A 3,314-nucleotide genomic window follows, 5' to 3' on the forward strand; every position below is an offset into this window, starting at 1 on the left:
GTTCTCGTTTATCACCACGAAGTTTTTCAAATTCACTATAATCTAAGTCGGATTTATTTTTTTTAAAAAATTCTGATAAGTGTATTACCCCATTTACTTCTTCATACCAATTAGGCACACCAGTAATTTGTTTATATATAAATATTTTCTTATCTCTTATTATATCTAGATTTAGTCCTGAACCTTTTAACTTAACTGCAACGAATAATTCTTTAGCAGATTCTCTTCTTTTAATTCCTTTTTCATTAATTTCATTAGTATTAAAATCACTAATATCTAAGCTTGTCGCTCCGAACCTTCTATCCCCTATCACCAAATCTATTGCTTTTATTATATTACTCTTACCTGCATTGTTTTTCCCTATTAAGACATTTCTTCCATGCCCCAAAGGAATATGTAAACTTTTCACACTCCGATAGTTACTTATATATAAATCTGATATAAACAATCTAACACCCTCCAAGAACCTTATTGTTACTAAATAGTTTAACCTCTCCTGAGTATCTATCTCTTACGACTATAGGAATAAACGGTAAGAACATTCAACTTCTATCTCCATTATAAATTCCCTAATTAATTAAGTACTTTAACCTTTATCAAATTGTACAAACTTAAAATTATTGTCACTATGCCACTGCATATACTTCTGTTGCATTTCATTCATATTAAGTTTTAACCTATCATTGATATTAAGAAAAACCTTTGTTGCTTCATCTAAACTAGCTGAAATTAGAATCATTCCATCCTTATCAAAACTTATGTAGCCCTTGTCAAACAAAGCATCATGATTAGGACACAGTAGTAATCCATTATTGACATCTAGCCGCTCTTGATTATCAGATTTGCTCCATGGCTTAATATGGCTTGCTACAAGAAATCGTTCATCTGAGACACCACACAACCTGCATTTATTTTCAACTGCTAAAAGAGCCTTTTTAAAAGCTGATTGACCAATCCTAGATTTTATTACTTGTTCTTTCTCAGTTTCCGTTATTTCATTATTTACAAAAATTTCCTTTTCTATATTATCAACTCGTTCACGAAATTTATATCCTCGGATGTTATATTCATGCTTGGCTTTTCTATTGAAATTTTCCATTACTTGCTCTTTATTACCGAATTCTTCCATTAAACTTTCTGCCAATATTGTTCTAGTATTTTGATTAATGAATTCATTGTAAATTTGTCTTGCATCCTCTTTATTTGTGCTTAATAACATGAGTTGTATAAAATACCCACGATTAACTATAGCTGCATTCTCTTTTAAGTAATCTAATATTTCCCTACAGTCTTCATAACTACAAATATAATGAACAATATGGTCATAAAGACGAATCCCTACTTTAAGTCCAGCATCTTTAAATAAATCTAGAACCAACTTGAATTCTTGATAATTTTTTACACAGCTTACGGCTTCTAAAAAATGCTTTTTATCTACTTTTAATTTATTCTCCTTATAGTAACTTAGGAAAATGATGATGTCATTTATTGTATGCATTAAAAATCCCTCCCTCGAAGCTACATTTCTCGCTTTTTTTATCCATTCTATAGGTGTTTGACACGAAGGTTCATAACTTATAGAAATCGAAACATATATAGCTTCTTTGTCTTGAATATATAATCTTTAACCATTGAAAAGCGAGTTTTTTCTTTAGAAGACTCCCAAATATTATTATATTTAGTTAAATAACCCTATATTTTCAATATTAAAGTAAACACCTTCAATTTTGTATTGAATTTTAAAAAAAGACCAGCAACCATTTAGTTGCTACCCTCATAAAAACTTTGTGTGTCTGTACCTACTATTGCAGCACTCATATATAGAAGGATGTATATTGGGGAAAATCCCCCCCTTGCATTACATACTGATAATGTTGTAGCAAACAATATAAAAGACGGGTTTTATTAGTTTGTTTAGCTATGTTCTATCATCCGCTCCAAATTACGTAAAAAGTAAAAATAAGTGAATGCTCTCATAAGTGAACGCTCCTGTAGTTAATGAAATGCCTATCTCATACAGATAAGTTAAGGTTAGAAGTTCACACTCCCTCTTACCCCTGTCCACACCGTTACCCGAACATTTGACTCTTCAATATAGACCTTCATTTCCTAAAGGAACTTCTAATCTTTCGTGAGTAATGTAGCCACCCTCAATTTATTAGAAATATTTGGAAAAACCAATCTATATTATTTATTTTTTTAGTAACAGCTAAATGGTAACAACAAAAGGCATAAACCCTTTTCATTACTGCATTTAAAAAAAATACAATAGTTTCCATATAAGTAAAGCCTATCAAAAGCATTCATGTAGTATAATAACAAAAAAGACAGTGGACATATTCTTCACTGTCTTTCACATACATTTAATCTTATTTCATTAAATAATATTACTCATGATAATCCCTCTATGACTTTAAAAATCTAAGCCATCAAGTGCATCATTTATCTTGGAAACTTCGTTGTCTTTATTTCGCTCTAGAATATGTTTTTTTTGAAGCTGTTGTTTTAAATACCTTCGATATTTGACATTTGTATTTTCAATGTCTTCAAGTATGTCTTGGTGATGGTATTTTTTAATTTCTTCTACAGCACAATGTATAACAACGTAACTTTCTTCCACCCAGGCTTTTCTCCACATAGAATGCCTTGGAAATCTACGTTCTACCTCAAAGATTTCCACCCATTCTCTTGTTGGAGTTTGAGATAAAACGAAATAAACATTATAAAGAGACCTGCCTTTATCAGGTTTATATGTTTTATCTTTATCAACTCCAATTACGTTAATATTTTCAAATGTTTCAAGGCTTTCTCTCTCAACACTACGTCCAGTTGATTCTCGCTTCTCCACTTCAGTATTATTATCATTAGCTTCTTTACTAATAATTGAAGTCTTATCTTTTTTTTGTTCACTAACACCAACTGCATTCAATAGAATATTAAACGACTCTTCAAACATTTCATCTTTCGTAAAGTCTGCATATAACTTATCTTTCAAGAAGAAAGGTATCTCACAATTTTCTATTAATATAGGCAAAACTTTAATATCTTTCACAACAATTTCTTGTGTCATAGAAAAATACAGTTCCCTTTGAACCCAAGAGGACTCCACTGAACTGTGTGATAAAACTACCACAAGGTAATCAGAATCCTTTATCCCTTGAGAAATCTTCTCAATTAACGAGTCTCCTATTTTAATTTCTGCTTCATCAATCCAGACATTTACGCCTGATTTTGTTAATCTTTCTGCTAATTTGCGTACAAAAAATTTATCCTTTGAACTATGGCTTAGAAATAATGTAGGCATATTATCAACT

General features: G+C 30.7%; 3 protein-coding genes. All 3 read right to left on the minus strand.

Annotation, left to right across the window (positions count from 1 at the left end; genetic code table 11):
• On the minus strand, positions 1-448 hold a 448-nt coding region (locus AC1DUW_RS24100; protein WP_477643654.1), incomplete at its 3' end, for an ATP-binding protein.
• A gap of 138 nt (positions 449-586) precedes the next feature.
• A complete protein-coding gene (locus AC1DUW_RS24105; RefSeq protein ID WP_477643655.1) occupies positions 587-1,498 on the minus strand; it encodes an HNH endonuclease in 912 nt (303 codons plus the stop codon).
• Positions 1,499-2,413: 915 nt separating this feature from the next.
• A partial coding sequence (locus AC1DUW_RS24110) for a toll/interleukin-1 receptor domain-containing protein (protein WP_477643656.1) occupies positions 2,414-3,314 on the minus strand: 901 nt, incomplete at its 5' end.

This window comes from Peribacillus sp. P4_C12, from assembly GCF_056402095.1.